A 21,547-nucleotide genomic window follows, 5' to 3' on the forward strand; every position below is an offset into this window, starting at 1 on the left:
TTTCTTTCGTACGAAGCACGGGCGGCGCGAGTCACCCACGGCGGCAGTCAGCCGCCCGTCTCGCGCTCCGCCCGCCGCAAGAACACGGCCATTTCCTTCTCCGCCTGCTTGTCGCCACGTGCCTGCGCCACGGCAATGCCATGCCGCCACGCTTCGGCAGCGCCGGCACGGTCATCCAGGGAGAGACACGCCTTGCCGAGCAATTTCCATGCAGCGGAATAGCGTGCATCGAAGCGCAAGGCGTGGCGAAATTCTGCGGCCGCCCCGGCGGCGTCGCCCATGTCGAGCAGCGCATCGCCCAAGGCATAGCGCAGCAACGCCCCGTCGCGCGGACCGTTGCATTGGCTGCGCAGGCTGGCGATCAGGGCGTCCTTGTTCACGGTTGCGCGCGCGATGGGCTGCTGTCGGGGGAGTAGATCTGCGGCGGTTGCGCCGGCTCGGGTGGCGTCGTGCCGCTGCGCAGGTCGGCGAGGGTGGCGGCGGGCCACACCACGATCCATGAGGAGCGGAACGGCTGGATCAGCAACCCGTAGCGCATGGCCTGGGCGTCGAGCTTTTCCGGGTGCTCCACGATCACACCCTCGGGATGTGTCTGTGCGAACGCGGCGATCTGCTTGTTGCCGTTCAACTCCTGGATCGGTTGCGTCAGTCGACCCTGAAAGTGGAACTCGCCCTCGTAGTTGCCGATGTAGCCGACGGCGCGGCCGGCCTGCTCCGTCTCGCCAAGCAGCTGCGCAGTGGGGCGCAGTTCGTAACGCGGCCACATGGTGAGGGTGAACAAGGTGTTGAGTGCCAGCGTACCGACCAGCCCCGCTACCGCCAGGCGGCGCAGCTCGCCGCGCCCGCGCAGCAGCAGCAGCAGGCCCAGCAGCAGGAACACCACGGCGAAGTAGCGGCTGTACGGCGCACAGGCATCGGGCCACTCGCCATGCAGCTGGTTGCCCGCCACCAGGTTCGGCAGTGCGAACAGCAGCAGCGCGAACGCAAGGCTGCCGATACCCAGCGGCCATGTGCCCAGCCAGCCGGTGCCGGCGAGCCGCGGCCTGCGTTCGCGCAGTATCGCGATGGCCGCGGTGAGCAGCAGCATCGTGCCGGCGAGTTCCGGCAGCAGGTAGTACATCTGCTTGCCGCGCACCAGCGAGAACACCAGGAAGGTAGGCAGCACCCAGGCGAGTGCGAAGCGCAGGCCCGGCTCCAGCGGCTTGCGCAGCGTGGCCAGTGCCACCCAGGCACGCGGCCATGCGAAAAAGGGGAACAGCAGTGCCGGCAGCATCAGCACGTACCAGAGCACCGGGCGGGCATGGCTTTGCAGCGGTTCGGCCGTCTGCACGCCGTGCACCACGCGCGCCGCCGTCTGGCTGAAGAGCAGCCGGTGCATGTAGGCCGGTCCGCCTGCGAAACCTGCCGGCACCGCCCACGCCACCAGCATGACCAGGCCCAGCAGGATGGCCAGCACACCGCATCCGTACCAGCGCGTGCGATGCGTGCGGGCAAAGCCGCTCCAGAACGGACCGAGCAGCCACGGGAACACGACGTGCAGCAGCATCACCGGTCCCTTGGTGAGCAGGCCGAAGCCGATGCACAGGCCGAACAGCCACCAGCGCGGTTCCTCGCGGCGCGTGGTCGGGGTGAGGCACAACAGCGCTGCCAGCGCCCACACCGCCAGCAGCACGTCGTACATGATCTGCAGGCCGAACAGGAAGCTGTAGCTGAGCGCCAGCAGCGTCCACGGCGCAGCCTTGGCCATCCAGGCGCGATTGGGAAACAGGCGGCGCGCAATCAGCGAAACCAGCACCAGCTCGGCGCCGCCGAAGATCACCTCGAGTACGCGCGGCCACACGTCGCTCACGCCGAACACGCACCAGCCGGCATGGATCAGCCAGAACAGCAGCGGCGCCTTCTCGCTGTATGGCATGCCGTTGATATGCGGCACCAGCCAATGGTGGCCGTGCCACATCTCCCACGCCACGGCCAGGGTCCGCGTGGAATACAGCGGCATCGGGCCGTGCGCGAAGATCGCCAGCAAGGCCACCGCCGTCCACAGCGGCAGCCACGGCCAGAGCGAGCGCAGGTGTTCGGAGCGGCTGTAGGGGCTGAGGGTCACGGGCTGGCTCATGGGGGCAACGGCGCGATTCTAGCCGCGCCTACCTGTAGGAGCGCACTCTGTGCGCGAATGCCTTGGCTTCGATCAAGCCGGAGGGCTTTCGCGCACAGGGTGCGCTCCTATGCGTTCAACGCGGCCAGCGTGCCGGCCCCCAGTAGCCGATGCGGCGGCGGATCTTCAGCTTGCGCCACAGGTTGCCCGGTTTGGCGCGGCGGTTCCTGCCGCCGCGGGCGACGAAGGTATCGATGGCATCCAGCACGCGTTCGCTGGAGCGGCCGTCGCGATAAGGATGGATGGCATCGGCGTAATCGCGGATGGCCTGCATCAACTCGGGCGGCCGGCTCAAGGCGCGTTCGATCGCCGGCTCGAAATCCTTCGCGTCGTGGATGTCGATCAGCTGCGGGCCGGGGCGGCGATTGTTGAAGGTCACCACGGGCTTGCCCGTGAGCAGGAACTCGTTGAGCGCGGAGCTGGTGTCCGAGCACATCATGTCCACCTGGCCGAACAGCTCCAGGATGTTGTCGTTCTCGGCGAAGCTCAGGTAGGCGTTCTGCAACGCCTTGAACTTGGCCACGGTTTCCGGGTTCATCTTCGGATGGAAGCTGACGATCCAGCGCCAGCGGCCGTCGCGCGACAGCCGCTTCACTTCCTCGTACAGCGTCTCGGCCGCGCTCCATGAAGGCGAGAAGGTGGAGTGGTAGAGGATCACCGGCGGCGCCTGCACCGGCGGAATGGCGCCGCCGAGTTCGCGCATGAAGGGGTCGATCTTGGGGAAGCCCGTCTCGATCACGCTGAAATGGCCGAGCTGGTCGGCCAGTGCCTGGAACTGCGCGGTGTCGCGCGGGCCGGTGGTGCAATACAGGTCGAAGAAGCCGCGCACGTAGATGTGCCGCGGCTTGCCTGCGTCAAAGCCGTGGAAGGTTTCCACCTTCACGCCGGGGAAGAAATGCGGCACGGCGTTGGACGAGGTGATCACCGCCAGCGGCTTCCATGCGCGCACTTCCCGTACCGTCAGCAGGCGCTCGTCGGCATGCAGGTCCTCTGCACCGGGGCCGTCGAAGAACCATGCCGCCTCGTCGCCGCGCGCGCGGATTGCCGCCTGGATCGGGCGCAGGATCGCCAGCGCATAGCGCTCGGAGCCGTAGAGGAGGTAGTGCTTGGGCATGATGGAAGGTATTCGGGGGAGGCGGGTAGCTTAGCTTTTCTCCCTCTCCGCTTTGGGGAGAGGGCCGGGGTGAGGGGTGGTCCTTGCGAGGATTTTGCATCGAAGCAAAGCTCGCTTTGACGAGTGCGAGGCAAGCTTTGACCCATCACCTCAATACTCTCCCCGTAGGGAAGAGGAGGCGAACGTGCCAAGCGGGTTCGCCATCCCGGGGTCTGTGGTTGCGTGCAGGTCAGCGTTCGATGTGGTGCTTTTCCAATGCGTCGGCCGCCTCGGCGACCGACGCAGGGTTGTTCGCCATCTCGTAGTAGCGCATGCGCTTGTACAGCGCATAGCTGGCTGCGGTCTGCGCGATCAGGAAGCCGCGCCAGCCGTCGAGGAAGGCCAGCCGGAATACGTAGTCCTTGAGGAAGGCCAGCAGGTACACGAAGGGTGCCTGCCACATCCGCACGGGCTTGCGCTTGTCCAGCCAGTCGCGGCATTTCAGTTCCGAGTAACGCAGCACCTTGAGCTGCTTGTGTACCAGGGTCGGGTTGTTGGCGTGCTCGAAGGGCGCATCGAATACCGGCGCACGGCCCTCGAGGCGCAGTGATTCGTGCACGCGTGCATCCGTCCAGCGCGCACGGCCGCGATGGTAGAAGCGCGCGAGCTTCTCGCCCACGCTGGGCCGATACCAGCGCAATGGACGGCCCATGTAGATGGTGCGTCGACGCAACACGGCACCGGCGGCGTCACCGGACATCAGCGCAGGCAATCCGCGTTCCAGTTCCGCGGCGAGCTCCGGCGACAGCCATTCGTCGGCGTCCAGCACCAGGATCCAGTCGTGGCTGCATTGCGTGGTGGCGAAGTTGCGTTGCAGCCCGAAGCCCAGCCAGTCCTGGTGCACCACGCGCGCGCCATGCGCTTGCGCCACCGCCACGGTGCCGTCTTCGCTGCCGGAATCCACCACCAGTTTCTCCGCGGCGAACGGCACGCTGTCCAGGCAGCGTGCGATCACGCCGGCTTCGTTGCGGGCAATGACGGCGAGGGTGAAGGGCAAGATGGGCATGGCGCGATTCTAGCGGGCGCGCCTTCGCCCGGTGGTTTGCCGCTTTTCAGTTGCGTTCGGGCATCATGCCTGCGCCAGTGGCCGACATCATTGAAACGAAAGGACAAGCGTGACCGATACCCGATTGCCATTGACCCGTTTGCGCCTCGATTTGCCGAAGTGGGCAACGCGCTGGCTGCTGCTGGGCATGTGGTGGCTGGTTGTCGGCATGGCCGCCAGTCCGGTGGGCGACAAGGTGTGGAATCCCGGCAAGCCCTATCACATGAGCCTGCTGCTGCTGTTCGCGCTACCGGCCGTGTGGTGGATGGCGAAGCATGTCCGCGATTTCATGCGGCAGGCCGTGGTCGCCAGCGAAGGGCCGTTGCTGCTGGTGCTGCTGGCCTGGATCATGGTTTCGTCGCTGTGGGCCAATTACGGTCACGTCGGAGACGCGACCTTCGTGGTGGCCTACATCGCACTGTTCGTGTTCAGCTGGGCCGCGGTGGCGCGCAACTATCCCTTGCTGCTAAGCAGGCTGTTGTACTGGGGAGGCATCGGTCTGGCGTGTGCCGCGCTGGTGGCGATGGCGATGTTTCCGTGGCGTCATCTGAACACGCTGGACTGGCGGGATCAGGGGCGCGTGGTGGCGTTCGGCCTGCTCAACAATCCCAATATCGCGGCCTACGCGTTTGGTGCCGCCATCGTCTGGATGATGCAGGTGCCGGTGCTCCGGCGTTGGCAGCAGGTGCTGCGCTGGCTCGCGCTGGCGATCCTCGCGACCTTCGTGCTGTCCACCGATAGCCGGGCAAGCTGGCTCGCGATCCTTGCCGCGGTGGCGGCCACGCTGCTGACGGCCCGGGGAAACAAGGCAAGGCTGAGTGTGTTGGCCATCCTCGCGGCGGCGGCAGTGGCCGTTGCCCTGGGCGGTTGGCGTTACCTGGTGGAGCGCGGGCTCTCCTATCGTCCGGAGATTTTCAGCAAGGCCTGGCGCCTGATCGAACAGCATCCGTGGCGCGGGCTGGGCATGGGCAGCGAGTACACCATTCAGGCGGGCGGGCAGGTCTTGCCGCACAGCCACAACGTGCTCACGCACATGGCGATCATGTCCGGGATACCCGGTCTGCTGCTGGCGCTCGCGCTGTGGCTGCTGACAGGCTGGCGGGCATGGTGTCACCGCAATTCGACGATCGGCGGTTGTCTGCTGGCGCTGTGGGTGTACACGAGTGTGGCGCTGCAATTCGACACGCCCGACATCATGCTGAAACCCGATGTCAACTGGTTGCTGTTCTGGCTGCCGTTGGCGCTGGGCATGGGACTGGCCTGGCGCCGGCACGATCGCGAGATGGCCGTCGCCATGCGTCCGCGCGTGTCGCTGATCGTGCTCACCTACAACTGGCCGGCGGCGCTGGCGCGCGTGCTGCAAAGCGTCGCCGCGCAAACGCGGCTGCCGGACGAGGTGATCGTCGCCGACGACGGTTCCGGTGCCGAAACGCGCGAGCTTATCGCGCGCATCGCGCGGGACTTCCCCGTGCCGCTGCGCCATGCATGGCAGGAAGATCTCGGCTTCCGCGCTGCAAGCTGCCGCAACCTGGGCATCGCGATGGCGAAGGGCGACTATGTGATCCTGATCGACGGCGACATGATCCTGCATCGCGATTTCGTGGCCGACCACCTCCTGCTGGCGAGCCCGGGCTGTTTCCTCCAGGGTGGCCGCTTCAAGAGCACGGCGCAGGAAACGGCAGGGTTGCTGGCCGGCCGCCGTCCCGTGTTCGCGCCGTGGGCGAAGGCGGACTTCCACGTGTTCGACGGCATCCGCCGGCTGTATGCGTTCCACGCATTACCGCTGGCGCGCTGGAAGGCGCGGCGCCGCAACGGCGGGCGCGTGATGAGCTGCAACATGAGCTTCTGGCGCGACGACCTGTTGCGCGTGAACGGCTTCGACGAACGCATGGAAGGCTACGGCGCGGAAGACCGCGAACTGGCCGCACGCCTGGGCAATGCCGGCGTGCGGCGCAAGCAGTTGAAGTGGGCGGCGCTGGCCGCGCACCTTGAGCACGATTCGCGCGCCCAGCCCGACGTGAACGACATGAGCCTGCCGAACAATCGCCTGTTCCACGCCACGGTCGCAGAACGCATCACGCGTTGCGAACTCGGCGTGGATCGGCACGTGGCCGAGCTATCTTCAGGCGCTTAGCACATCCAGTGCCGCGCCGATGCGTGCAAAGAAATGCGCCTGGTTGTCGACGAACCAGGCGCGTGCGCATCGGCCCATCACCGCGCGCTGGGCGTCGTCCATGCGCAGGCAGGTTTCCACCGCGCGTTCCATCGCCGCAGGCTCGAAGCGGTAAAGCATGGCCAATCCCTGCTGGCCTTCCGCGGTGGCGGCGACCAGCAGACCGCGGTCCGGTTGCACCAATTCGTTCATCGGCTCGGCATCGGTGGTGACCGTGATCGCGCCTGCGCTCATCGCCTCGCACAAATAGTGCCCGTAGCCTTCGGTCTTCGACGGGCAGAGGTGGAAAGCATGCGTGTTCTGCAAGGCGCGCAGCCGATCCAGATCCAGGTATTCGTCGACCACCTGCAGATTCGTCGGCCGCGTCGCGGGCTCTGACAAGCCGCCGTGGCGCACCAGGGTGAGCACGGGCCATTCCGGATGCTGCAGCCACAGCGCGACCAGCTCCTCGCTGCCCTTGGTGCGACTGCCGCCGGCCAGGTGGAAGAACGTGCGCTGTTGCACGTGCCCGGGCACGGCGGCGTCCTCGCTGGCGAAGCCCACCCAGCGCACGGCGCAGCCGAGTTCACGGAACCGTTGCTCCGCGTGCCGCGTCTTGGCCCACACATGGTCGATGCGGCGCAGATGCAGCTGGTCCCTGGCGTCGAACCACTCGGGATTGGGCAGCGCGATGTTGCACCGGGCCAGCGGCAGATGCAGCGGCCACAGGTGCTCGAACATGATGTTGACGTCGTAGCGCGGCCGGCCGCGCAGCCGCGACCACGCATGCCGCCACTGCGCCAGCCGCGCGCGCCAGCCGTGGCCGTGGCGCCAGCGTTCGCGCTCGTCCGCTTCGCCGAGCCGGGTGTATTCGACCTGGCAGCCGTGTGCGGTCAGCGCTTCGGCCAGCAGACGCGCATCGCGCGACAAGCCCAGGCCGTTGTCGCGCACGATCAGGTTGACGGTGCGGTGCACGGTTCAGTTCCGCCCGGGCACGGCAGCCACGGCGTCGCACAGCCGCTGCTCGAAGTCGTGGCGGTTGGCGAGGAACCACTCGCGTGCGGCGCGGCCGAGACGTTGCTGTTCTTCCTCGGGCATGGCCAGGCAGTGCGCTATCGTGGCTTCCATCGCAGCGCCATCGAAGTCGTACAGCGTGGCCAGCTCCTGCGTGCCTTGCGCATGCGCGGTCACCAGCACGCCGCGCCCAGCGGTGACCAGCTCGTTCATGGGTTCGGCGTCGGTGGTGATCACCACGGCGCCCACACTCAGGCTTTCGGCGATGGAGTGCCCGTAGCCCTCGGTTTGCGACGGGCACAGGTGGAAGGTGCTGGCGTTCTGCAGCCGGCGCAGTTCCGCTTCGTCGAGGAAGTCCTGGATCAGCGTGACATTGGCCGGCATCGGCGGCAGCTCTACGCGCTTGCGCCGCCATACCACGGTGAGTTGCGGCCACTCGGGATGGCGCGCCCACAGCTCCAGCAGGGGCAGCGTGCCCTTGTTGCCGCTGCGACCGGGCCCGTGGAAGAAGGTCGGTTGGTGCGGGACGTCCTCGACCAGGCAGTCCTCGCCGGTGAAGCCGATGAAGCGGGTTCGGCAACCCAGTGCGGCGAACAGGCGTTCCGCATGGCCGGTCTTGGCCAGCACGAGGTCGAAGCCGCGCAGGTGCGGCAACCATTCGGCGCGGAACCATTCGGGATTGGGGACCAGCACGTTCGCGTGTGCCTGGTCGAACATCTCCGGGCGCACGTGTTCGAGCATGATGTTGATGTCGTAGCGTGCATTGAGCCGGCCATCGAACCAGCCGCGCAGCAGTCGGTGCAGGCGAGCGTGCAGGCGCCGCAAGCGATTGCCCAGGCGGCCGCGATGGCCCAGTCCGGTGATCGTCACATCGTGGCCCGCCTCGGCCAGCAGACGGGCGAGCAGGCGCAGGTCGCGGGTGAGGCCGGCGCCGTTGTCGCGAGCGATCAGGTTGATGTTGCTCATGGACGTGGAGACCGTGGCACGCTGTCAGTCCTCGCTCTCGCCGTCGACCTTGGCGCCCGGCAGGCAACCCGGCACCAAGGCATCGGCCTTGAACATCCACCAGTCGCGCTGGTTGGCGTGGCCGAGGGAAATCGCCTTGGAACGGTTCACGCAATCCCCCATCGCCGGCTGCTGCACGAACAGCCAGCGCGTGGCGGCCGACTGCGCCTGCCAGCGCACGGCACGCGCGAACTGGATATGCCAGGGTTGCTTGAAGCCGAAGTCGGCGGCGGGGCGATCCAGCATCAGCAGATCCTGCTCGACCCAGGCCACCAGGCCGACTTCGTCCTGCGGGCCGAGATGGCTGCGCACTTCAGCCATCAACGCGGACGCGGAGCTGGAAGGATTGAGCAACGGCACCCCCCAGCATCCCCACGCCAGCCACAACGCAGCCATGCCGCCACAGACCGCCCATACGGCACGGCGTACGCGCAGCGTGGCGACGAGCGTCAGCTGCACCGCGCCCAGCACCACGCACATCCGCCACAGTGCGGCGCCGCCGTCAGCAAGGCCATGCTCGGCGGCGAACTGCGCCACGCCGGGTGCGTGCGACAGCAACGCATAGCCGCCCAGCCCCAGCATCGACGCGCCCAGCGCGGCGATGAAGGCGAGGCCGGCCACGCGCAGCCAGCGCCCGGGCAACAGCTCCTCCACGAACGGCGCGCAAGCCAGCGCCAGCATCGGCAGCGCGGGAAGGATGTATACGTCGCGCTTGCCCGGCGAGGCGCTGAAGAACAGCAGCACCAGCAGCATCCAGCCCAGCGGCAGCAGCACGCGCGCCTCGCCTTGCTGCAGCGCCTTCCGCCAGCGCGGCAGGCAGCCGGGGTAAAGCAGCGACAGCGGCAGCCAGCTGAACAGCAGGATCGGGATGTAGTACCACCACGCGTGGATGTGGTGCCACGCGTTCGCGTAACGCTTCGCGGTCTGGTGGAACAGGATGTCGTTGACGTAGGCCGCATACGCGGGATCGGCGGCACGCGCATGCGCGGCGAACAGCATCGGCAGCAGCCACAGCGCGATGGCCGCCAGCGCCGCCACCAGGCCCAGCAACCAGCGCCACCAGGCGCCGCGACCCGGCCGCGCCACGCCATCCCAGCGGCGGTACGCGGCCCAAGCGTAGGGAACCAGCATCAGCAACGCGAGGAAGCCTACGCCCTTGGTGATGACGCCCAGCCCGGCGCAGAAGCAGGCAAACCAGTACATCGGCCAGTTGGCATTCGCACCGTTGTCGGGCGGTGCCAGCAGGTGCCGCAGCAGGCCCCAGTTCGCCGCCGTGATCAGGAACACCACCAGCGGATCGATCTGCGCGCGTTGGCTCTGGTACACGAACTGGAACGCCAGCAGCAGGCCACCAGCCGCATACAGGCCGGTGCGGCGATTCCACAGGCGGCGGCCGAGGTCGTACACCAGCAGCAGCGTGCCCAGCCCTGCCAGCAGCGAGGGCAGCATGAAGGCCAATCGCCACCAGCGCACCAGCTCGAAGCTGGCGGCCTCGGCCCACATCAGCATCGGCGGCTTGTCTGCATACAGCTCGCTGCCGCGGTGCGGGAACAGCCAGTCACCGCTTTCCACCATCTGTTTCGCGGCGAGCGCGAAGCGCGGTTCGTCCGAGGGCCACGGGTCGCGAAGACCGATGCCTGCGCCAAGGATCACCAGCGCGATGAGCAGCAGCAGCCAAAAGCGGCGGCGTTCCTGCGGCGTGGCCTGGGAGAGAGCGGACATGGATGCCGGATCAGCGCTTTTCGAGCACCGCATAGTACATGCCGTCGAGATCCCCATCGCCGGGCAGGATCTGCCAGCCTGCGGCCGCGGCCTGCCCGGCAGGCAGCGTGAACTGCACGGCATGCGCGTCGGCGTGCATGGCAAGGAAAGGTGCCACCACCGCCTCGTTCTCCGCGCGCAGCAGCGAGCAGGTGATGTAGAGCAACCGGCCGCCCGGTGCCAGCAGTGGCCACAGTGCCTCGAGGATGCGCCACTGCTGCGCCGCCAGTGCGGAAATATCGTCCGCACGCCGGTGCAGGCGCACGTCGGGGCGGCGGCGCAACACGCCGGTGGCGGAGCAGGGCGCGTCGACCAGGATGCGGTCGAAGGCCTGGCCATCCCACCATGCCGAAGGCTGGCCGGCGTCGCCCACGATCACCCTGGCTTGAAGATGCAGGCGGGAGAGGTTTTCGCGGATGCGTTCCGTGCGCTTCGGTTCGAATTCCAGCGCGGTGAGCGCGACATTCGCGCGCTCAAGCAGGTGGCAGGCCTTGCCGCCAGGTGCGGCGCAGGCGTCCAGCACGCGCTGGCCATCGCGCACATCGGCGAGATCGGCGGCGATCTGTGCTGCACCATCCTGTACCGCGAACAGCCCTTCGGCGAAGCCGGGCAGGCGGGTCACGTCGGTGCTGTGCGGCAGCACGACGGCGTCGGTAAGCCATGCATGTGGTTCGGCCGCCTGACCGTCGAGGCGCAGGCGTTCGATCAGGCTGTCGCGATCGCTGCGTCGGCGGTTCGCGCGCAGCATCAGCGGCGGCTCGCGGTTGTCCGCCGCCATGATCGCGTCGGCCTGCGCCGGCCAGTCGCGTGCGATGGCCTCGGCCAGCCAGCGCGGATGGGCATGGCGGGTTTCCGGTTTCGCATCGAGTGCGGCGAGGTGCGTGACGCGTTCGCGCTGCCAGCGGCGCAGCACCGCGTTTACCAGCCCCGCAAGTTGCGGCCGCTTCAATGCGCGCACCGCTTCCACCGTGGCTGCCACCGCGGCGTAATCGGCCAACTCCAGCACTTCCAGTTGCACCAGGCCCAGCACCAGCAGCGCATGCACGGCCGGCTCCTTGCTGCGCAGCGGGCGTTCCAGCAGGCGGTCCAGGGCGGCATCGAAGCGCGGCCACCAGCGGGCACCGTCGCTGACCAGGGCCATCAACAGGGCGCGGTCGCGCGGGTCGGGGAGCTTTTGCGCGTGGCGATCCATCGCTTCGCGCAACGAGGCACCGTGCAGGGCGATGTCGGCGAGGGATTTCGCGGCCAGCGCGCGGGTATCGGTCATGGCGCGCGCTGGGAGCGCAGTTCGGGTCGCGCGTTGAGGTAATCCGCTGCGCTGATGCGCCGGCCGCCTGCGCGCTGCATTGCGGTGATGCGCAGTGCGCCTTCGCCGCAGGCAATGGCTATGCCTTCGCGGCCGGCATCGATCACGGCGCCCGGGTCGGCAACGTGCGGATGTTCGACGGCTCGCGCCGCCCAGACACGCACCCGTTCGCCGGCAATCTCGGCGTCGCTGCCGGGCCAGGGGTCGAAAGCGCGCACCTGGTGTTCAAGGACGATGGCGGGGCGGCCGAAGTCCAGCGCGGACTCGCTCTTCTCCAATTTATGCGCATAGGCAACGCCGTCGGTGGCCTGCGGCGTGGCAGCCAGCATGCCGCCAGCCAGCATATGGGCAAGGCCTTCGGCCAGGGTTTCGGCGCCCAGTGCGGCAAGGCGGTCGTGCAGCGTGCCGCCGGTGTCGTCGCGGGTGATCGGCGTGCGCTTTTCCAGCAACACGGGGCCGGTGTCCAGACCGGCCTCCATCTGCATCAGGCCCACGCCGGTCTCGGTGTCGCCGGCGAGAATGGCGCGCTGGATCGGCGCCGCGCCGCGCCAGCGCGGCAGCAGGCTGGCATGCACGTTCCAGCAACCAAGGCGCGGGATGGCCAGCACCTTGCGGGGCAGGATCAGGCCGTAGGCGACGACCACCACCAGGTCCGGCTGGTACGCGGCTAGTGTGGCCTGCGCTTCGGCGGATTTCAGAGATTCCGGCTGTTCGACAGCGATGCCGGCGGCCAGCGCCGCCTGTTTCACCGGGCTGGGCGAGAGCTTGCGGCCACGGCCGGCGGGGCGGTCGGGCTGGGTATAGACCGCCACCACCTCGGCGCCGCTGGCGCTGCAGGCTTCCAGGCAGGGGACGGAAAATTCCGGGGTGCCGGCGAAGACGACCCGCATGCTCAAGCGCTGGCCGCCTGCTTGCGCTGCTTTTCCAGGCGCTTCAGCAGCAGCGAACGCTTCAGCGGCGACAGATAGTCGACAAACACCTTGCCGGCGAGGTGGTCCATCTCATGCTGCACGGCCACGGCCTGCGGGCCCTCGGCCTCGTAGAAGAATTCCTTGCCGTCGGCATCCTGCGCCTTCACCTTCACTTTCAGCGCACGGGTGACATCGGCATAGACCCCGGGGAAGGACAGGCAGCCCTCCTGGTACACCTGCGCGCCGTCCTGCTCCACGATCTCGGCGTTGATCAGCACCAGCGGCTGGTCTCGCTCGTCGCTCATGTCGATCACCAGCACGCGCTGGTGCACGTCCACCTGGGTGGCCGCCAGACCCACGCCATTGGCCGCATACATGGTTTCGAACATGTCGGCGACGAACCGTTTCAGCTGGGCGTCGAACACGGTGACCGGCGCGGCCTTGGTGCGCAGGCGGGGATCGGGGAATTCGAGGATGGTGAGCACGGACATGCTGGCTATTGTAGTACGCCGCCCCCGGACGACCTATGGCCGCGGATTCTGCGAACGGTTGCCGATTGCACGGCTTAATGCTTCGGTTACACTCGCTCCAATCGCTGGGGAGAGGGGATCCCACCCATGTTCAAGAAAGCCTTCACGGTGCTGGCTGGCACCATGGTCGCGGCAGCGGTGTGCGCCGCTGGTGCTTCGCAGCTGCGCAGCGACCATCCCGATTCCTACACCGTGCGTCGTGGCGACACGTTGTGGGGCATCTCGGCCAAGTTCCTCGCCAAGCCCTGGCTGTGGCCGGAAATCTGGCAGGCCAACCCCCAGGTCCGCAATCCGCACCTGATCTACCCGGGCGATATCCTCAATCTGTCCTTCATCAATGGCGGCCCGGCACTGAGGCTGGAGCCCAGCGTGCACAGCGACGATGCCGTCCCGGCGATCCCGCTGGATGCCGTGAAGACCTTCCTCAAAGACCTGCGGGTGATGGATTCCAGCGTGGTCAGCAAGGCCCCCTATGTGGTCGGCCTGGAAGAGGACCAGCTGGACGGCAGCTCGGGCCAGAACATCTACGTGCGTGGCCTGGACACGCAGCCCGGCCAGCGCTGGGCCATCGTGCGGCCCGAGCACGTGTTCCGCGGCTATGACGACGGCAACGGTGGCACCACGCTCTATGGCGACGACCTGTACTCCAACGTGGCGGTGGTGAAGTCGCCGTGGGAAGAGGACTTCAACAACGGTTCCGGCCAATATCGCCGCGGCAAGGACATGGGTCTCGAGGTGAAGGTGATCGGCACCGCCGAAACCCTGCGTACGGGCGATCCGACCACCCTGCTGGTGCTGGAAGCCACCTCTGAAATCCACAAGGGCGATCGTCTCATGCCGGTGGACGACAACCCCTACGACCCGAGCTTCTTCCCGCATGCGCCGAAGAGCCTGCCGAAGGATGGTCGCGTGATCGCGTTCACTGGCGCGATGGATGCCGTAGGCCCGCATCAGGTGGTGGCGTTGTCGGTGGGTTCGGCCGACGGAGTGGACAACGGCACCACCTTCGCCATCTGGCAGCCCGGCGAGCGCATCCACGACGACGTAGCCGGCAGCAGCTGGCGTCGCGGCGTGGGCCCGCATGTCACCCTGCCGGACGAATACATCGGCCATGTGATGGTGTTCCGCACTTTCGACCATGTCAGCTATGGCCTGGTGATGGACGGCCTGCGTCCGGTGAAGAAGGGCGACAAGCTTCAACTGCCGGAGTGACGCTTCCCCCTCTTCCCGGCGGGAAGAGGAGTCGGCACGGCCTTCACCCACACAACGGCGCGGCAACCCCGCGCCGTTGTCGTTCCTGGCGGTCACTAGACTCGCCGCATGGACGAATCCAACGAGCTGCGCGCCTGGCTCATCGCCCTGCGTACGCCGGGCCTCGGGGCGGGCAGGTTGCGCGAGGCGCTGGTTGCGGCCGGTGGCCGCATCGATGCCGCGCTGGCGCTGTTGCGCCGACGGACGGCCATGCTGGACGACTGCGCCGCGGCGTGGCTGGATGCTCCCGACGAAGTACGGTTAGCCGCCGACCTCGGGTGGCTGGCCGAACCCGGCCATCGGCTGTTGCGCTGTACCGAGGCGGATTTCCCGCCCCTGCTGGAGACCATCCCGCAGCCGCCCGCCGTGCTGTTCGTGGCGGGCGACGCCAGCCTGCTGCTGCATCCGCAGGTGGCCATCGTGGGCGCGCGCGGCGCCAGTCCGGTGGGGCTGGAACATGCGCGCCGCTTCGCCCGGGAGCTGGCGCTGGCCGGTTTCACGGTGACCAGCGGCATGGCCGACGGCATCGACGGTGCTGCCCACGAGGCCGCATTGGAGGCGGGCGCGGCCACCGTCGCGGTGGTCGGCACAGGGCCGGACCGGGTCTATCCGCGCAAGCACCGTGCGCTGGCGCAACGCATCGTGGCGCAGGGCGCGCTGGTCAGCGAATTCCCCTTGGGCACGGCGGCACGCGCCGACCACTTTCCGCGCCGCAACCGCATCATCGCGGGTTTGTCGCTGGGCACCGTGGTGGTGGAGGCGGATCTGAAGTCGGGCTCGCTGATCACGGCGCGGCTGGCCGGCGAGCAGGGGCGGGAGGTGTTCGCGCTGCCCGGTTCCATCGCCAATCCGTTGGCGCGCGGCTGCCATCGGCTGATCCGCGACGGGGCGCGACTGGTGGAGGAGCCGGGCGAGGTGGTCGAGGCGCTAGCGCCCGCCGCGCGCGCACTGGGCGTGGAACTGGCTGTCAGGCTGGCCCAGCCCGATGCCCCGGCACCGGGTCGCGCCGGCGGCTGGCACGACGACCCGGAGTACGGACGCCTGCTAGCCGCGCTGGGGCACGATCCGGCCACGCTGGACGAGCTGGCGACACGCAGCGGGCTACCGGCGGCGGCCTTGTCCTCTATGCTGTTGATGCTGGAACTGGAAGATCGCGTGGCTGGCTTGCCCGGCAACCGTTACCAGCGCTTGCCCTGACGGTCCGACTCGGGTGAACTGTGCCGGAACCCGCGCCCTGACACGCTTTCACGCCCCCCGGCTTGACAGTGCGCCGGTTGGCGTGGTCTCACTAGATATATAGGCATGCCGCACTGCGGCATGGTTTCACCACGCCCAAAGCAAGAGATTCATGGCCAAGAACCTGCTCATCGTCGAATCGCCCGCCAAGGCCAAGACGATCAACAAATACCTCGGCAAGGACTTCCAGGTCCTCGCTTCCTACGGCCATGTGCGCGACCTCAAGCCCAAGGAGGGCGCGGTCGATCCCGAGCACCAATTCGCGATGCACTACGAGATCATCGAGCGCAACGAAAAACACGTGGACGCGATCGCCAAGGCCGCCAAGCTCGCCGACGACATCTACCTCGCCACCGACTTGGATCGCGAAGGCGAGGCGATCAGCTGGCACATCAGCGAGATCCTCAAGGACCGCGGCCTCACCGCTGGCAAGCAGCTGCACCGCGTGGTGTTCTCCGAGATCACGCCCAAGGCGATCAAGGCCGCCGTGGCCGCGCCGCGCCAGCTCTCGCACGACCTGGTCGATGCCCAGCAGGCGCGCCGCGCGCTGGACTATCTCGTGGGCTTCAACCTGTCGCCGGTGCTGTGGCGCAAGGTGCAGCGCGGACTCTCCGCCGGCCGCGTGCAGTCGCCTGCGCTGCGCATGATCGTGGAACGCGAGGAGGAGATCGAGGCGTTCAAGGCGCGCGAGTACTGGACGGTGGAGGCGCAGCTGCGCCACGCCGAGGGCGAGTTCAGCGCCAAGCTCACCAAGCTGCGCGGCAAGAAGTTCGAACAGTTCGACCTCACCAACGAACACGACGCGATGGCTGCGCGCACCGTGCTTAAGGAGGCCGCGCACGGCCGCCTCACCGTGAGCGAGGTGGGCAGCAAGGAGCGCAAGCGCCGTCCCGCACCGCCGTTCACCACCTCCACCCTGCAGCAGGAGGCCGCGCGCAAGCTCGGTTTCACCACCAGCCGCACCATGAAGGTGGCGCAGGGCCTGTACGAAGGCGTGAGCATCGGCAGCGAAGGCAATGTGGGCCTGATCACCTACATGCGTACCGACTCGGTGGCGCTGTCCGACGACGCGCTGGGCGAGCTGCGTGCGCTGATCGCGCGCGACTTCGGCCACAAGGCGTTGCCCGACCACGCACAGTTCTACAAATCCAAATCCAAGAACGCGCAGGAAGCCCACGAGGCGATCCGCCCCACCTCGGCGATGCGCACGCCGCGCGAAGTGGCCGCCTTCCTCAACGACGAACAGCGCAAGCTGTACGAGCTGATCTGGAAGCGCACCGTGGCCTGCCAGATGATCCACGCCACCCTCAATACCGTATCGGTGGATTTCGACCTGCCGCATGCGGCTGGCGGCCCCGCCGCGTTCCGCGCCACCGGCACCACCGTGGTCGATCCCGGCTTTCTCGCCGTGTACGAGGAGGGGCGCGACCAGAAGAACGCGGACGACGAGGACGAAGGCCGCCGCCTGCCGCGCCTGGAGAAGGGCGAGCAGGTGCCGCTGCACGAGATCGCCGCCGACCAGCACTTCACCGAGCCGCCGCCGCGCTATTCGGAAGCCTCGCTGGTGAAGGCGCTGGAGGAATACGGCATCGGCCGTCCCTCTACCTACGCCAGCATCATCCAGGTGCTGCTCAACCGCGAGTACGTGCTGCTCGACAACCGCCGCTTCAAACCCACCGACATCGGCCGTGCGGTGGGCAAGTTCCTCACCCAGCACTTCACCCGCTACGTGGACTACGACTTCACCGCCAAGCTCGAGGACGAACTCGATGCAGTGAGCCGCGGCGAGGAAGCCTGGGTGCCGCTGATGCAGCGCTTCTGGCAGCCGTTCAAGCAGCAGGTGGAGGAAAAGACCGAATCGGTGGACCGCAGCGAAGCCACCGGCGCGCGCGAACTCGGCAGCGATCCCAAGAGCGGCAAGCCGGTGTTCGTGCGCCTCGGCCGCTTCGGGCCGTATGCCGCGATCGGCGACAAGGACAGCGACGAGAAGCTGCAGTTCGCGTCGCTGCGTCCCGGCCAGAGCATGCACACCATCACGCTGGAAGAGGCGCTGGAATTGTTCAAGCTGCCGCGCAAGCTGGGCGCCGCGCCGAACGGCGACGAAGTGAGCGTGGGTATCGGCCGCTTCGGACCGTTCGTGAAGCAGGGCAGCACCTACGCCTCGCTCAAGCCCGAGGACGATCCGTACACCATCGAGCTGCCGCGCGCGCTGCAAATCGTGCAGGAAAAGCTGGAGCTGCTCGCCAACCGCGTGATCGCGGACTTCGGCAATGGCGTGCAGGTGCTGAACGGGCGCTACGGCCCGTACATCACCGACGGCGAGAAGAACGCGCGCATCCCCAAGGACACCGAGCCGAAGGAGCTCACTGAGGCGCAGTGCCTGGAGCTGCTCGCCGCCGCCCCGGTGAAGAAGGGTGGCCGCTTTGGTCGCAAGACTGCGGCGAAGAAGGAGCCGGCGGCGAAGAAGACGGCCGTGAAGAAGGCCGCCACCAAGAAAGCGGCGACCAAGGCGACCAAGAAGACGGCCACGAAAAAGACCGCCGCGAAAAAGACTGCGACAAAGAAGGCGGCAGCGAAGAAAACGGAAGCGAAGAAGACTCCTGCCTGATGCTGCGAACCTTCACGTCTGCCGAACTCCACGCCGCTGCCGAGCTGCTGCACGCGGGTGGCGTGCTGGCCTATCCCACCGAGGCGGTCTACGGGCTGGGTTGCGATCCGCACGACCGCACGGCGTTCGAGAAGATCTTCGCGCTCAAGCAGCGCCCGGCCACCCAGGGCGTGCTGCTGATCGCCGCCGACTTCACCCAGGTGGAGCGCTACATCGATTTCGCGAACGTGCCGGACGCGGTGCTGGCCCAGGTACGCACCAGCTGGCCCGGCCCGAACACGTGGATCTTCCCGCGCAGCGCCGCCGTGCCCGACTGGGTGGCCGGTGCGCATGCAGGCATCGCCTTGCGCGTCACCGCGCACGAACCCGCCGCCGCGCTGTGCCGCGCGTTCGGCGGCGCGCTGGTCTCCACCAGCGCAAACCCGCACGGCGTGCCGCCCGCCCGCAGCGCGGCCACGGTGGCGGACTACTTCGGCGACGCACTGGACGGTCTGCTCGATGCCCCGCTTGGGGCTCAGGACCGCCCCACCACGATCCGCGATGCGCTTACTGGCGCTATCATTCGGGCCTGACCCGTCGGTGAATCGCGGCTTTGGCTGCCGCATGCGGTTCAGCGGCGCGCACAAGGGGAGTCCCTAGCATCCGGATAGCCGTCCGTCGGTCGGCAGGGCGCAGAGCGGCTGCATCATGGTCGCGGACTCGGGAGCAAGGACTTGGCCATCTTCTACGACAGCCTGGAACGCAAGCCGGCACAAGCCGCATCGCCGATGATGCACGCGTGCGATCCACGACGTGTCGTGGCCTGGCGCAACGGCGCGGCGGTGAACGTGGCGCAATTCCTCGCCCATGTCGAGCAGATTGCCGGATTGCTCCCCGAAGCGCCCGCTGCGGTGAACCTGTGCGAAGACCGCTATGCCTTCCTGGTCGCGTTCTGCGCCATCGCACGGTGTGGTCAGGCCAACCTGCTGCCGCCCTCGCGTGCGCCGCAGGCGGTGGAAGAGGTGATGGCCGCGCATCCCGGCAGTTATGCGCTGGGCGAGCTGGCGCTGTCGCCCGCGCCGCATGGTTACCGCAAGCTGCCCGCACTGGAGGCCTGCCCCGATAGCGAGGCGGAAGCCGTACCCGAGATCCCCATGGAGCAACGGGTGGCGATCGGCTACACCTCCGGATCCACCGGCACGCCCCGCGCCAACGCCAAAAGCTGGCGCAGTCTCTGCGCCAGCAGTGCCGGCACCCTGGCGATGCTGGGCGCCGTCGCCGGCGAACGTTTCCACGTTGTAGCCACCGTGCCGCCGCAGCACATCTACGGCATCGAGATGAGCGTGCTGCTGCCGCTGCTGGGCGACGTGAGCGTGCACGCGGGGCGGCCCTTCTTTCCCGCCGACGTGGCCGCCGCGCTGGCCGAGGTGCCGGCGCCACGCGTGCTGGTGACCACGCCGGTGCACCTGCGCGCGCTGGTGGCTGCCGGCACTCCGTTGCCGCCGCTGGCGGCGATGCTGTCCGCCACCGCGCCGATGCCGCTCGAGCTGGCGCAGGCCGCCGAGCAGGCTTTCGGTGCGCCGCTGCTGGAAGTGTTCGGTTCCACCGAGACCTGTGCCTTCGCCAGTCGCCGCGTCACCGATGATGCGGACTGGACGCTGTACGAGGACGTGCGCCTGCATCCGCAGCCCGACGGCACCCTGGTCGAGGCGCCCCAGCTCGATGAGCCGGTGGTGCTGGCCGACATCGTCAGCGTGCACGACGCGGGCCGCCGCTTCCGCCTGTGCGGCCGCAATACCGACCTGCTGGAAATCGCCGGCAAGCGCGCTTCGCTGGGCGACCTCACCCGGCGCCTGTTGGCGATACCGGGCGTGCAGGACGGCGTGGTATTCCAGCTCGACGAGGCGGATGCCGCTGGCGTGCGCCGCATCGCCGCGCTCGCCGTGGCGCCCGCGCTGAACGAGGCGAGCATCCTCGATGCCTTGCGCCGTGCAGTCGATCCGGTATTTCTGCCGCGACCGTTGCGCCGCGTGTCCGCGCTGCCGCGCAACGATACGGGCAAGTTGCCGCGCACGGCCCTGCTGGCCTTGCTGGGCTGACCCGGCGACACCCGGAACCGATTCCGGGCAGGAAGTGCTGAGCTTTGCCGGACTAGATCTTGAGGAAGATGCGTTTCCTGCACAGGATCCAGGTCGGCAGCCAGCAAACCGCAAGGTAGACCATCGAATAAATGGTTGCCGCCGCGGTGCCGTTGGGAATGACCCGGCCAAAAGCATCCGTGATGCTCTGTTGCAGGCTGAGGCCGCCGCCGGTGGGGATCGCCCACAGCAGCGCCGCAAGCAGTTCCGACAGCATGTAGGCGAAGATGGTGTTGGTGCCGAAGACCAGCATTGGCCTTTGCCACAAGGGGCGGTTGCCCGCATCGGTGACGGAGCTGCGCGCGTCCGTGAGCCGGAGCATCACGGCAAGCAGCAGCAGGCTCCAGCCGCCAGCGAAGAGCACGAAGGAGCTGGTCCACAGCCGCTTGTTGATCGGGAAACCGAAGTTCCAGAGCGCGCCCAGCACCACGCAGATGGCGCCGCCTTGCACGATGCGGCGGATCTTGGCATGCAGCGGCGCGGAGCCGCGCAGCCAGAGTCCGGTCAGCACGCCGAACGCGGTGGTGGCCAACGCGGGCAAGGTGCTCAACAGGCCCTCAGGATCGCGTGTCTGCTCGAACAGGTGCGGGGCGGAGAAAAGCTGCCGGTCGATCCACGCCGCGAGGTTGCGCACGGGATCGAGCAGCGGCACGTCGCGCACCGGCAGGCCGAAGCCAGGTACGGGCACGAAGCGCATCAGCAGCCAGTAGCCGAGCAGCGCGCCCGCGGCGAGAGCTGCCGCGCCGCGCCAGCGCAGGCCGCATATGTAAGCCGTGGCGAAAACCAGGTAGCACAGAGCGATGCGTTGCAGCACGCCGTAGACGCGCAGCGTGTCGAGATGGAACAGCGGGAAGTTGTTCACCACGATGCCGAACAGGAACAGGATCGCGCTGCGCGAGAAGACATGCCGCAGCAGCGTGCCGCGATCGTCGCCGCGCGCCAACCGCGCATCGGTCGAATACGGAATGGCGACGCCGACGAGGAACAAGAAGGTGGGAAAGACCAGGTCGGTCGGCGTGAAGCCGTTCCACGCCGCATGCTGCAGGAACCAGAATGCGTCGGGGCCGCCGTTGTTGTTGGCAAGTATCATCAACCCGACGGTGAGGCCGCGCAGCAGATCGATGGCAACGAGGCGTTGCATCGGGCGGGAGGTGGTTGCCGGCGTTTGCATCAACGTGCGAATCCCTCCCGTTGCGGGTTCGCCGTGCAGGCGGCGAAACATCGCCAGACTAACTTACATGGCGACGCCACATCCGACGATGGCCGAAGCTGCGCAGGCGGCAATCCTGCGGGTGCCGTTCTG

At 67.7% G+C, this 21,547-nt stretch carries 17 protein-coding genes; 6 read left to right on the plus strand and 11 right to left on the minus strand.

The genetic code is table 11. The annotated features are described in order from the left end of the window. Positions 1-47: 47 nt before the first annotated feature. The 4 genes from IHE49_RS14770 to IHE49_RS14785 form a co-directional block, all read right to left on the minus strand. Positions 48-380, minus strand: coding sequence for a hypothetical protein (locus IHE49_RS14770; RefSeq protein WP_192159241.1), 333 nt, complete (start codon positions 378-380; stop codon positions 48-50). Further along, complete coding sequence (locus tag IHE49_RS14775; protein ID WP_192159243.1) at positions 377-2,116, minus strand: glycosyltransferase family 39 protein; 1,740 nt, start codon at positions 2,114-2,116, stop codon at positions 377-379. The genes IHE49_RS14770 and IHE49_RS14775 overlap by 4 nt, the downstream gene beginning before the upstream one ends. Before the next feature lie 115 nt (positions 2,117-2,231). Further along, on the minus strand, positions 2,232-3,269 hold the full coding sequence (locus IHE49_RS14780; RefSeq protein ID WP_192159245.1) for a CDP-glycerol glycerophosphotransferase family protein: 1,038 nt from the start codon (positions 3,267-3,269) through the stop codon (positions 2,232-2,234). A gap of 229 nt (positions 3,270-3,498) precedes the next feature. Then, positions 3,499-4,314 carry a glycosyltransferase family 2 protein gene (locus tag IHE49_RS14785; RefSeq protein ID WP_192159247.1) on the minus strand — a complete coding sequence of 272 codons (816 nt, stop codon included), beginning with the start codon at positions 4,312-4,314 and terminating at the stop codon, positions 3,499-3,501. Between the two features lie 109 nt (positions 4,315-4,423). On the opposite strand from IHE49_RS14785, the gene IHE49_RS18680 reads away from it, so the two are divergent. Continuing rightward, positions 4,424-6,487 carry a glycosyltransferase gene (locus tag IHE49_RS18680; RefSeq protein ID WP_192159249.1) on the plus strand — a complete coding sequence of 688 codons (2,064 nt, stop codon included), beginning with the start codon at positions 4,424-4,426 and terminating at the stop codon, positions 6,485-6,487. On the opposite strand, the gene IHE49_RS14795 is transcribed toward IHE49_RS18680, so the two are convergent. From IHE49_RS14795 to def, 6 genes are read right to left on the minus strand one after another with little or no spacing between them, the layout of a single operon-like run. Then, positions 6,476-7,480 (minus strand): glycosyltransferase, encoded by a 1,005-nt coding sequence (locus IHE49_RS14795; protein WP_192159251.1) that lies wholly within the window; start codon positions 7,478-7,480, stop codon positions 6,476-6,478. The genes IHE49_RS18680 and IHE49_RS14795 overlap by 12 nt on opposite strands. A gap of 3 nt (positions 7,481-7,483) precedes the next feature. Beyond that, entirely contained in the window at positions 7,484-8,485 is a 1,002-nt protein-coding gene (locus IHE49_RS14800; protein ID WP_192159253.1) for a glycosyltransferase, read from the minus strand. A gap of 24 nt (positions 8,486-8,509) precedes the next feature. Beyond that, complete coding sequence (locus tag IHE49_RS14805; RefSeq protein WP_192159255.1) at positions 8,510-10,246, minus strand: glycosyltransferase family 39 protein; 1,737 nt, start codon at positions 10,244-10,246, stop codon at positions 8,510-8,512. A 10-nt stretch (positions 10,247-10,256) separates the two neighbouring features. After that, positions 10,257-11,552, minus strand: a complete 1,296-nt coding sequence (gene rsmB / locus IHE49_RS14810; RefSeq protein WP_192159257.1) for a 16S rRNA (cytosine(967)-C(5))-methyltransferase RsmB — start codon at positions 11,550-11,552, stop codon at positions 10,257-10,259. Beyond that, positions 11,549-12,481, minus strand: a complete 933-nt coding sequence (gene fmt, locus IHE49_RS14815; protein ID WP_192159259.1) for a methionyl-tRNA formyltransferase — start codon at positions 12,479-12,481, stop codon at positions 11,549-11,551. Before fmt ends, rsmB begins: the two co-directional genes overlap by 4 nt. Before the next feature lie 2 nt (positions 12,482-12,483). Then, positions 12,484-12,993, minus strand: coding sequence for a peptide deformylase (gene def / locus IHE49_RS14820; RefSeq protein ID WP_192159261.1), 510 nt, complete (start codon positions 12,991-12,993; stop codon positions 12,484-12,486). 126 nt (positions 12,994-13,119) lie between these two features. On the opposite strand from def, the gene IHE49_RS14825 reads away from it, so the two are divergent. From IHE49_RS14825 to IHE49_RS14845, 5 genes are all read left to right on the plus strand, one after another. After that, positions 13,120-14,244, plus strand: a complete 1,125-nt coding sequence (locus IHE49_RS14825; protein ID WP_192159263.1) for a LysM domain-containing protein — start codon at positions 13,120-13,122, stop codon at positions 14,242-14,244. A 108-nt stretch (positions 14,245-14,352) separates the two neighbouring features. Next, positions 14,353-15,480: a DNA-processing protein DprA gene (gene dprA, locus IHE49_RS14830; protein ID WP_192159272.1), complete on the plus strand. Its 1,128-nt coding sequence runs from the start codon at positions 14,353-14,355 to the stop codon at positions 15,478-15,480. A gap of 151 nt (positions 15,481-15,631) precedes the next feature. Beyond that, positions 15,632-18,127: a DNA topoisomerase I gene (locus IHE49_RS14835; RefSeq protein WP_192159274.1), complete on the plus strand. Its 2,496-nt coding sequence runs from the start codon at positions 15,632-15,634 to the stop codon at positions 18,125-18,127. Then, positions 18,127-18,699, plus strand: a complete 573-nt coding sequence (locus IHE49_RS14840) for a Sua5/YciO/YrdC/YwlC family protein (RefSeq protein ID WP_192159282.1) — start codon at positions 18,127-18,129, stop codon at positions 18,697-18,699. Before IHE49_RS14835 ends, IHE49_RS14840 begins: the two co-directional genes overlap by 1 nt. Positions 18,700-18,840: 141 nt before the next feature. Next, complete coding sequence (locus tag IHE49_RS14845; RefSeq protein ID WP_304626426.1) at positions 18,841-20,205, plus strand: AMP-binding protein; 1,365 nt, start codon at positions 18,841-18,843, stop codon at positions 20,203-20,205. A gap of 52 nt (positions 20,206-20,257) precedes the next feature. Here IHE49_RS14845 and IHE49_RS14850 read toward each other — a convergent pair whose 3' ends face one another. Next, the gene (locus tag IHE49_RS14850) at positions 20,258-21,415 is read right to left on the minus strand and encodes a heparan-alpha-glucosaminide N-acetyltransferase domain-containing protein (protein ID WP_192159284.1); all 1,158 of its coding nucleotides are present in this window, start codon (positions 21,413-21,415) and stop codon (positions 20,258-20,260) included. Positions 21,416-21,547 lie beyond the last annotated feature (132 nt).

The organism is Rhodanobacter sp. 7MK24 (genome assembly GCF_014842995.1).
In the GTDB taxonomy this organism is placed as follows: domain Bacteria; phylum Pseudomonadota; class Gammaproteobacteria; order Xanthomonadales; family Rhodanobacteraceae; genus Rhodanobacter_A.

Excerpts from the sequence above, each read along its gene's own strand:
- IHE49_RS14825 (WP_192159263.1), top strand. The coding sequence starts at position 13,120 with ATGTTCAAGAAAGCCTTCACGGTGCTGGCTGGCACCATGGTCGCGGCA.
- dprA (WP_192159272.1), top strand. The coding sequence starts at position 14,353 with ATGGACGAATCCAACGAGCTGCGCGCCTGGCTCATCGCCCTGCGTACG.
- IHE49_RS14800 (WP_192159253.1), bottom strand. The coding sequence starts at position 8,485 with ATGAGCAACATCAACCTGATCGCTCGCGACAACGGCGCCGGCCTCACC.
- def (WP_192159261.1), bottom strand. The coding sequence starts at position 12,993 with ATGTCCGTGCTCACCATCCTCGAATTCCCCGATCCCCGCCTGCGCACC.
- IHE49_RS14850 (WP_192159284.1), bottom strand. The coding sequence starts at position 21,415 with ATGCAAACGCCGGCAACCACCTCCCGCCCGATGCAACGCCTCGTTGCC.
- IHE49_RS14805 (WP_192159255.1), bottom strand. The coding sequence starts at position 10,246 with ATGTCCGCTCTCTCCCAGGCCACGCCGCAGGAACGCCGCCGCTTTTGG.
- IHE49_RS14840 (WP_192159282.1), top strand. The coding sequence starts at position 18,127 with ATGCTGCGAACCTTCACGTCTGCCGAACTCCACGCCGCTGCCGAGCTG.
- IHE49_RS14775 (WP_192159243.1), bottom strand. The coding sequence starts at position 2,116 with ATGAGCCAGCCCGTGACCCTCAGCCCCTACAGCCGCTCCGAACACCTG.
- IHE49_RS14785 (WP_192159247.1), bottom strand. The coding sequence starts at position 4,314 with ATGCCCATCTTGCCCTTCACCCTCGCCGTCATTGCCCGCAACGAAGCC.
- fmt (WP_192159259.1), bottom strand. The coding sequence starts at position 12,481 with ATGCGGGTCGTCTTCGCCGGCACCCCGGAATTTTCCGTCCCCTGCCTG.
- rsmB (WP_192159257.1), bottom strand. The coding sequence starts at position 11,552 with ATGACCGATACCCGCGCGCTGGCCGCGAAATCCCTCGCCGACATCGCC.
- IHE49_RS14780 (WP_192159245.1), bottom strand. The coding sequence starts at position 3,269 with ATGCCCAAGCACTACCTCCTCTACGGCTCCGAGCGCTATGCGCTGGCG.
- IHE49_RS14835 (WP_192159274.1), top strand. The coding sequence starts at position 15,632 with ATGGCCAAGAACCTGCTCATCGTCGAATCGCCCGCCAAGGCCAAGACG.